Below are 8475 nucleotides of genomic sequence, written 5' to 3'. Positions count from 1 at the left end.
AACAGGCAGGCGGTGTTTTTCAGCCACGGACCGCAGGCAAGGACAGTTGCCTTTCCCGCCGATGCGGGAAGTTGCTGCTCGGTGCCGCCCATCACGCTGCCTGCTCACCCTGTGCGGCGAGGCCGCGATGTCCATCGAGGATCCAGTCCAGCCATACATCCATGCCCTGCCCGCTGGTGGCTGACAGTTGCAGCACCTGGATACGCGGGTTGACCCGGCGCGCGAAGTCGATGCATTTCTGCACATCGAAACGCAGGTAGGGCAGCAGGTCCACCTTGTTGAGAATCATCAGGCTGGCGGCGGCGAACATGTCGGGATACTTGAGCGGCTTGTCTTCGCCCTCGGTCACCGACAGGATGGCTACCTTGGCCGCTTCGCCGAGATCCCACATCGCCGGGCACACGAGGTTGCCAACATTCTCGATGAACAGGATGCCGCCCTGCCCGCCTTCCTGGCCGTGATGGTGACCGGCGCCGTGCGCATGCCCGTGCAGAGGCAGTCTCGAGAAGGCATTGCCGACCATCTGCGCATCGAGGTGACAGCCCTTGCCGGTATTGACCTGGATCGCCGGCGCGCCTGTGGCGCGAATGCGGTCGGCGTCGTGGCTGGTCTGCTGGTCGCCCTCGATCACGCCGACCGGCACCATGCTGCCGCGCCGCTTCAGCGCCTCGATGGTTTCGCACAGCAGCGTGGTCTTGCCCGAGCCGGGGCTCGATACGAGGTTGAGGGCGAAAATCCGGTGATGGATGAAGTGCTCGCGATTGCGCGCGGCAAACTGGTTGTTCTTGCCAAGCACATCCTGTTCGAGACGGATGGTGCGCGACTGGCTCACGCCGGGAATCGAGACGCAGGCCTCGCCTTGTCCATAATGCAAGTCGCCGGTGGCGGTGTTCACGACGACATGGTCGTGCTCGTGATGATGGTGATCGTGATGGTGGCCGTCCGCTGCCACCGGCTTGTATTTCAGTTCACCGTCCGGCAGCTTGCTTGCCGGCTTGACCATTGAAGAACCCTGCGCGGCACCGTTGCCGCATCCGCATACTACGCACATCGTGTGTCTCCCGTCCGGCTTCGCGCCGGCTTTAATGTCCAAGTGTAGGAACACCTGGCTCCCTAGTCCATCCCATTACGCTGGTCACGCGCTTTGCGCTTGACCGTCAAAGTGAAACATTGGATTGCACTGCGGCCATTTTCGCGCCGCGCCTTCCCGATAGTGGGAAGTCTTGCTCCGCACCGGTTTGCCGCCGGTTCATCCCGCCTTGCCCGAATGCCCTTGACGTGTTTTCCCAGTGGCATGGAAGTTGCGCAAACCCCGCCGTTCCATCCTGTGTCTGTTCGCTTGCAATTTTCGTGACAGGTACGGGCGAAGGAGACAAACCGTATCGATTTGATAATTCCCGTGCATGCGACCGACATCACGGAAAGGGGAGTTGGATGAATAACCATACACGCGGCGGCAATGACGACATTGCCGCGGTCGAGAAGCGCCTGGGCATTTCGCGCCGCAGCTTTCTCCAGTTTTGTGCCGCGATGGCGGCGAGCATGGGCCTGCCGGCCGGCGCGGATGCGGCGATCGCGAATGCGGTCGCTAGCAAGAAGCGGCCGTCGGTGATCTGGCTGCATTTCCAGGAGTGCACCGGCTGCACGGAATCGATGTTGCGCGCCGAGCATCCGACGCTGGAAAAGCTCATTCTCGACGTGATTTCCCTCGATTACCACGAGACGCTGTTCGCTGCGGCCGGTCACCAGGTCGAGGCCGCGCGCAAGGCGGCGATGAAAGCCAACAAGGGCCAGTACCTGCTGGTGGTCGAGGGCGCGATCCCGACCAAGGACAACGGCATCTATTGCAAGATCGGCGGCCAGACCGCGCTCGATATGCTCAAGGAATGCGCGGCCGATGCGGCGGCAGTGATTGCCATCGGCAGCTGCGCATCCTGGGGCGGCATGCCCTCCACGGGGCCGAATCCGACCGGCGCATCGAGCGTCGCGGAGGTGCTCGGCAAGCCGGTCGCCACCATCCCCGGCTGCCCGCCCAACCCCTACAATTTCCTATCCACGGTAGTGCACTTCCTCACTTTCGGGAAACTGCCTGAACTCGACGCGAAGGGCCGCCCGAAATTCGCCTACTCGCGCCTGGTGCACGACAACTGCGAACGCCGCGCGCATTTCGACGCCGGCCGCTTTGCGATGGAGTTTGGCGACGAAGGCCACCGCAAGGGTTACTGCCTGTACAAGCTCGGCTGCAAGGGCCCGGAAACCTTCGCCAACTGCCCGTCCATCCTGTTCGGCGATGTCGGCAACGCAAGCTGGCCGGTCGGCACCGGCCATCCCTGCATCGGCTGCACGGAACAAGGCGTCGGCTTCACCAAGCCGATCCACGCGCTGGCCAACCTGAAGACCAATCCGCCGAACGGCTACCCGCACATTGTTGAAGAACAGGGCAAGGGCGCTTCGATCGCCGCCGTCGCGGTCGTCGCTGCAGTAGGCGGCGCCGCTGTCGGTGCTGCCGGCGCCATGGCGAAAAACCTCGGCAAGTGCAAGACGGAATGCCCGGGCAAGGCCGTCGAGAAGCCGGCTGCGGAAACCGAGAGGACCACATCATGAGCATCGACCGGCGCGATTTCCTGAAGGGCGCGCTGGGCGGCGGAGCGCTGCTCGCCACTGCCACCGGGGCACAGGCGCGCGACAACAAGCCGATGCCGCCGGAAGCGGTCGGCCTGCTGTTCGACAGCACGCTGTGCATCGGCTGCAAGGCTTGCGTGGCCGCCTGCAAGGAGGCCAACAACATGCCGCCGGAGTTCTCCACCAGCGAGAAACTCTGGGACACGCCGCTCGACCTCTCCGGCAAGACGCTCAATGTCATCAAGCTGTACAAGGACGGCACCGGCGCACAGAAGGACAGCGAAAAGGACGGCTTCGCGTTCATGAAGAATTCCTGCCTGCACTGCGCGGACCCGTCCTGCGTGTCGGCCTGCCCGGTCTCGGCCATGAGCAAGGATCCGGTCACCGGCATCGTCAGCTACGACAAGGACAAGTGCATGGGCTGCCGCTACTGCGTGGCGGCATGCCCGTTCAATGTGCCGCGCTTCCAGTACGACACGCCGACACCGCAGATTTCCAAGTGCCAGTTGTGCCGGCACCGGATGAAGGACGGCAAGTATGCCGCCTGCGCGGAAGTGTGCCCGACCGGTGCGACTTTGTTCGGCAAGGTCAAGGACTTGAAGGCGGAAGCGAATCGCCGGCTCGCGCTCAAGCCCGGCGAGGAGACGTCTTTCCCGCGCGGCAACCTGACGACGCACGACCAGTCGCCGCACGTGGCGAAGACACCGAACTACGTGCACCACATCTACGGCGACAAGGAAGTGGGCGGCACGCAAGTGATCCGCCTGTCCGCGGTGCCGTTCGAAAAGCTGGGCTTGCGCAAGCTGCCGGAACGTTCCTTCGCGGCGCAGTCCGAAACCATCCAGCACACCCTGTATACCGGCATGGCCCTGCCCATTGCCTTCCTCGGCGTGCTCGGTTTCATCGCCAAGCGCAACACCAAGAACGATCCCGACAAGAAAGAAGGAGGCTCCGATGTCTGACGCACATCACGCTCCCGCGCCGCTGGGCGGGCCGCTGGTCACGCCGACCACGGTCACGCTGGCGATCCTCGTGGCGATCGCGGTGGTCATCCTCGGCTTCCGCTTCGTGTACGGCATGGGCGCGGTCACCAACATCAGCGACGGGCAGACCTGGGGCATCTGGGTCATCTATGACGTGATGGTGGGGTCGGCGCTGGCGTGCGGCGGCTACGTCACGGCCATGCTGGTCTACATCTTCAACAAGGGCGAATACCATCCGATGGTGCGCCCCGCCCTGCTCGCCAGCCTGTTCGGCTATACCCTGGCCGGCGTTTCGGCGGCGGTCGACCTCGGCCGCTACTGGAACTTCTGGCATGTGTTCGTGCCCGGCTACGCCAACGTCAATTCGCTGATGCTGGAAGTGGCGCTGTGCGTCTCGGCCTACATCCTCGTGATGTGGATCGAGTTCGCGCCGGCGGTGTTCGAGAAGCTCGGCATGCACGTGGCACGCAAGCGGCTGGAGAAGGCGCTGTTCTTCTTCATCGCGCTGGGCATCGTGCTGCCGACCATGCACCAGTCCTCGCTCGGCACCATGCTGGTGGTGTTCGGCGCGCATGTGCATCCGCTGTGGCAGACCAACGTCATCCCGCTGCTGTTCCTGATGACGGCGGTCACGACCGGCTTCGCGGTGGTGGTCTTCGAATCCTGCCTGGCGTCGTCCGGCTTCAGCCGCATGCTGGAAATGCACCTGCTGCACAAGCTGGCAAAGCTGATGACCGGCGTCGTCGCCGCCTATGTCGCCGTACGCATCATCGATCTCGTCGTGCGCGGCGCGATCGTCACGGCCTTCGCGCCGACGCTGCAAGCCTTCATGTTCTGGATCGAGATGGCGGCCTACATCGCACCGGTGGTCTTGTTGCGGACGGAAAGCGCGCGCCACGAACCGGCGAAGCTGTTCGTCGCGGCCTGCTGCCTGATGGCCGGCGCCTTCCTGCTGCGGGTCAACGCCTACTTCGTGGGCTACTCGACCGGCGGCGGCTGGACCTACTTCCCCTCGGTGCCGGAAATCATGGTGACCGTCGGCATCATCGCACTGGAAATCCTCGGATACATCGTGCTGGTCCGGCTGCTGCCGGTCCTGCCGAAAGAGCACAATTAGGAGATAAGCATGAGCAAGAGAATCACGATCGATCCGATTACCCGGATTGAAGGGCACCTGCGGATCGATTGCGAGATCGACGGCGGCAAGGTCACCAAGGCATGGGCGTCCGGCCAGATGTGGCGCGGCGTGGAACAGATCCTCATCGGCCGCGATCCGCGCGATGCCTGGTCGATCACGCAACGAATCTGCGGCGTCTGCACCACCGTGCACGCGATCACCTCGGTGCGCGCGATGGAAAACGCGATCAACCTGGAAGTGCCGCTCAACGCGCAGTACATCCGCAACCTGATCATCACCGCGCACGCGATCCACGACCACATCGTGCACTTCTACCACCTGTCCGCGCTGGACTGGGTGGACGTGGTGTCCGCACTGAAGGCCGATCCGGCCAAGACCGCGCAACTGGCGGAAGGCCTCTCCACCTGGAGCGGCAACAGCAAGCATGAGTTCGCCAAGGTCAAGGAGCGGCTCGCCGGCTTCGTCGGCACCGGCCAGCTCGGCATCTTCACCAACGGCTACTGGGGCCACCCGGCAATGAAGCTGTCGCCGGAAGTGAACCTGCTCGCCACCACCCACTACCTGCAGGCGCTCGAGGTGCAGCGCAAGGCAACCAAGATCGTGTCGGTGCTCGGCGCGAAATCGCCGCACATCCAGAACGTGGCCGTCGGCGGCGTCTCCAATCCGATCGATTTCGACTCGCAATCCGCGCTCTCGATGGAACGCCTGCTCGCGATCAAGGGCTGGATCGACGAGCTGGCGGACTTCGTGAAGAACGTCTACCTGGTCGACGTCGCCGCCATCGGCGCCTTCTATTCCGACTGGACCGCCATCGGCGCGAGCGCGACCGATTACCTCGCGGTGCCGGACCTCCCGCTGGACACCAAGGGCACGCAGTTCGCGATGCCGGGCGGCTACATCAAGGGCGGCGACCTCGGCGCGTACAAGCCGATTGCGAGCTTCGCCGACGAGTACTTCCGCAAGGGCGTGGAAGAAAGCGTCAAGCATGCGTGGTACAAGGGCGGCAAGGGTCCGCTGCATCCCTTCCGCGGCGAGACGGAGCCGCAATACACCGACTTCCAGGACAACGGCAAGTATTCCTGGGTGAAGTCCCCGACCTTCTACGGCAAGCCGGCGGAAGTAGGCCCGCTCGCGCGGGTCCTGACGATGGCCGCAGCAGGCCACAAGCCGACCCTCAAGTATGTGAACCAGACGCTGGACACGGTGAGCGCACTGGCCAAGACCAAGGTCGGCATCCCGGCGCTGCACTCCACCATCGGCCGCCATGCGGCGCGCGCTGTTTCGTGCGCGGTGCAGGTCGACCTGCTGGCGCAGCAGTGGGACCTGCTGGTGGCGAACATCGCCAAGGGCGACCACGCCACCTTCAACAAGCCGACTTTCCCCAAGGGCGAAGTCAGCGGCGTCGGCTTCCACGAAGCCCCGCGCGGCGCGCTGTCGCACTGGGTAGTGCTCAAGGACGGCAAGATCGACAATTACCAGTGCGTGGTACCGACCACCTGGAACGCGGCGCCGCGCAACGAAGGCGACGTGCCCGGCCCGTACGAAACCGCGCTGCTGAACACGCCGGTCGCCGATCCGGAACGTCCGCTCGAAGTGCTGCGCACGGTCCATTCCTTCGATCCCTGCCTGGCATGCGCGGTGCACGTGCTGGACACGGAACACAAGGAAGTGGTCAAGGTACAGGTGCTGTAAATCAACCGGCGTCAGGGGCAGAACATGCGTATCGTCATACTCGGCGTGGGCAACATCCTTCTCAGCGATGAAGGCATCGGCGTGCGCGCCATTGAGGCATTCCGGGACGCGTACCGCCTGCCGCCGGAAGTCGACCTCATCGACGGCGGCACCACCGGCATGGAAATGCTGGAAGACCTGGCCAATGCCACGCACCTCATCATTGTCGATGCGGTGCGTTGCGGCCAGCCGCCGGGCACCATGGTGCGCATCGCGGACGAAGACGTGCCGGTGTTCTTCAAGACCAAGCTGTCGCCGCACCAGATCGGCCTGTCCGACGTGCTGGCGACGCTGGCGCTTTCGGGCGAGGAACCGGGGAGCGTGACCGTGCTCGGCGTGCAGCCGGTATCGCTGGAAACCGGCATGTCGCTGTCGCCGCCGGTCGAAGCGCTGCTGCCTGCACTCACCGCCCGCCTTGCCGGTGAACTCGGCCGTCTGGGCATCGTCGTCGAACCGGCAATGCGCGAGGCCGCCTGATGTGCATGGCGATTCCTTCACGCATCATCGCGCTCGATGGCGAGATGGCGACGGTGGAAGCATTCGGCCGCACGCGCACGGTCAGCCTGATGCTGATGCCGGAACCGGTCGGTATCGGCGACTACCTGCTTATCCAGGCAGGCAACTTCGCCAGCGAGCGGGTCGATCATGAGCGCGCGCTCGAGACGCTGGCCATCCTCGGCGAAATCGTCGATCATGCGGAGAACTGAGTTCTCCTTCCCGCCCTGTTTCCCGTGAACCCTGAAGGCAGTCTCCGCATTACCCTGCATTGGGACGGCCGGCGCATCGTCCGCGCGGGCGTGCATCCGCGTCCGCTCGCCCCCATCGAATCGCTCCTGCGCGGCAAGCTGCCCGAGGAAGCACTGCGTATCCTGCCGATGCTGTTCAGCCTGTGCGGCAAGGCGCAAGCCGCCGCCTGCGCCACGGCGCTTGAAGCGGCGACGGAACGTGCGCTGCCCGTCATTCCCTTGCGCCGCGAGCGCCTCGTGCTGGTTGAAGCCGTGCAGGAACTGCTTTGGCGCTTCCTGATCGATTTCCCGCGGCTGCTCGACAAGCCGGGCGACCCGGCATTGCTCGCGCGTATCCGGCACGCGCTGTCGGTAGCTTGCATGGAACCCGATGAACGCGGGTGGCAGGAGGCGATCCGGCGAGTTGAAACGGTTGTCCGCGCGGCACTCCCTTCGGAGGACCTGGACAATGCAGACATGCTCATCGCGCAGCTGCTTCACATTTGCAGGAAAGAGCATCGCTGGGGCCACAGTGCTGTCGCATTGATGCCGGATAGCGCGGACATCCCTGCCGTGCTCGTTCCCGGCCTGCTGGCGCGTGCTGATTTCCCGGCCTTCCCGCAATGGAAGGGCGCTCCGGTGGAAACCGGATCGCTTGCACGCATGCACCGGCATCCCGCCGTGGCGGCATCGCTATCCATCCAGGGCACGAGCATCTTCAGCCGCGTGCTTGCGCGGCTGGTCGAGATCAATGACCTCTTCGTCCGGCTGCAAGCCGAAGACGCCGGACCGCGCCCCTGGGTGCAGGGAGCTGCAATCGCAGGCGGCGGACTTGCATGGGTACAGAATGCGCGCGGCTTGCTGGTACATTACGCGGCATTGGACGAAGCGGGCCGCATTGCCGCCTACAAGATCATTGCGCCGACGGAATGGAACTTCCATCCGTCCGGCGCCTTCACACAGGGACTGGCCGGGAAGGCGGCCGACAGCGCGGAGGCTGCCCGGCGCCATGCGGAACTGCTGGCGCTGTCGCTCGACCCCTGCGTCACTCATCAGATCGAGGTTGAACATGCATGAAATGTCGCTCGCGGAAAGCGTGCTCCAGGTGATCGAGGACAGCGCGCGCGCCAACAACTTCACCCGGGTGAAGACGGTATGGCTGGAAATCGGCGCGCTGGCGGGCGTGGAAGTGGAAGCGATGCGCTTCTGTTTCGACGCCGTAGTGAAGGATTCGGTGGCGGACGGCGCGCGGCTGGAGATCATTGAATCGCCGGGA

General features: G+C 64.3%; 9 protein-coding genes. 8 read left to right on the top strand and 1 reads right to left on the bottom strand.

From position 1 onward, the window contains the following. Positions 1-91 precede the first annotated feature (91 nt). Positions 92-1051: a hydrogenase nickel incorporation protein HypB gene (gene hypB / locus AYR66_RS24125; protein ID WP_088710115.1), complete on the bottom strand. Its 960-nt coding sequence runs from the start codon at positions 1049-1051 to the stop codon at positions 92-94. Between the two features lie 383 nt (positions 1052-1434). Here hypB and AYR66_RS24120 point away from each other — a divergent pair, with 383 nt between their 5' ends. The 8 genes from AYR66_RS24120 to AYR66_RS24085 form a co-directional block, all read left to right on the top strand. Beyond that, on the top strand, positions 1435-2604 hold the full coding sequence (locus tag AYR66_RS24120; RefSeq protein ID WP_088710114.1) for a hydrogenase small subunit: 1170 nt from the start codon (positions 1435-1437) through the stop codon (positions 2602-2604). Further along, entirely contained in the window at positions 2601-3584 is a 984-nt protein-coding gene (hybA, locus tag AYR66_RS24115) for a hydrogenase 2 operon protein HybA (RefSeq protein ID WP_088710113.1), read from the top strand. The genes AYR66_RS24120 and hybA overlap by 4 nt, the downstream gene beginning before the upstream one ends. Beyond that, the gene (gene hybB / locus AYR66_RS24110) at positions 3577-4722 is read left to right on the top strand and encodes a Ni/Fe-hydrogenase cytochrome b subunit (RefSeq protein WP_088710112.1); all 1146 of its coding nucleotides are present in this window, start codon (positions 3577-3579) and stop codon (positions 4720-4722) included. Before hybA ends, hybB begins: the two co-directional genes overlap by 8 nt. 9 nt (positions 4723-4731) lie before the next feature. After that, positions 4732-6435 carry a nickel-dependent hydrogenase large subunit gene (locus tag AYR66_RS24105; protein WP_088710111.1) on the top strand — a complete coding sequence of 568 codons (1704 nt, stop codon included), beginning with the start codon at positions 4732-4734 and terminating at the stop codon, positions 6433-6435. Between the two features lie 24 nt (positions 6436-6459). Continuing rightward, positions 6460-6951 (top strand): HyaD/HybD family hydrogenase maturation endopeptidase, encoded by a 492-nt coding sequence (locus AYR66_RS24100; RefSeq protein WP_088710110.1) that lies wholly within the window; start codon positions 6460-6462, stop codon positions 6949-6951. Between the two features lie 5 nt (positions 6952-6956). Beyond that, positions 6957-7181 carry a HypC/HybG/HupF family hydrogenase formation chaperone gene (locus AYR66_RS24095; protein WP_234815070.1) on the top strand — a complete coding sequence of 75 codons (225 nt, stop codon included), beginning with the start codon at positions 6957-6959 and terminating at the stop codon, positions 7179-7181. Between the two features lie 24 nt (positions 7182-7205). Beyond that, complete coding sequence (locus AYR66_RS24090; protein WP_088710108.1) at positions 7206-8276, top strand: hypothetical protein; 1071 nt, start codon at positions 7206-7208, stop codon at positions 8274-8276. Next, the coding region (locus AYR66_RS24085; protein WP_141104321.1) for a hydrogenase maturation nickel metallochaperone HypA/HybF at positions 8269-8475 on the top strand (207 nt) is incomplete at its 3' end. The genes AYR66_RS24090 and AYR66_RS24085, both read left to right, overlap by 8 nt.

It is taken from the genome of Noviherbaspirillum denitrificans, from assembly GCF_002211445.1.
In the GTDB taxonomy this organism is placed as follows: domain Bacteria; phylum Pseudomonadota; class Gammaproteobacteria; order Burkholderiales; family Burkholderiaceae_D; genus Noviherbaspirillum; species Noviherbaspirillum denitrificans.
Note: the sequence above shows the minus strand (reverse complement) of the source record. Positions and strands in the feature narration are given on the sequence as shown.

Excerpts from the sequence above, each read along its gene's own strand:
- AYR66_RS24100 (WP_088710110.1), top strand. The coding sequence starts at position 6,460 with ATGCGTATCGTCATACTCGGCGTGGGCAACATCCTTCTCAGCGATGAA.
- AYR66_RS24095 (WP_234815070.1), top strand. The coding sequence starts at position 6,957 with ATGGCGATTCCTTCACGCATCATCGCGCTCGATGGCGAGATGGCGACG.
- hybA (WP_088710113.1), top strand. The coding sequence starts at position 2,601 with ATGAGCATCGACCGGCGCGATTTCCTGAAGGGCGCGCTGGGCGGCGGA.
- AYR66_RS24120 (WP_088710114.1), top strand. The coding sequence starts at position 1,435 with ATGAATAACCATACACGCGGCGGCAATGACGACATTGCCGCGGTCGAG.
- hypB (WP_088710115.1), bottom strand. The coding sequence starts at position 1,051 with ATGTGCGTAGTATGCGGATGCGGCAACGGTGCCGCGCAGGGTTCTTCA.
- hybB (WP_088710112.1), top strand. The coding sequence starts at position 3,577 with ATGTCTGACGCACATCACGCTCCCGCGCCGCTGGGCGGGCCGCTGGTC.
- AYR66_RS24105 (WP_088710111.1), top strand. The coding sequence starts at position 4,732 with ATGAGCAAGAGAATCACGATCGATCCGATTACCCGGATTGAAGGGCAC.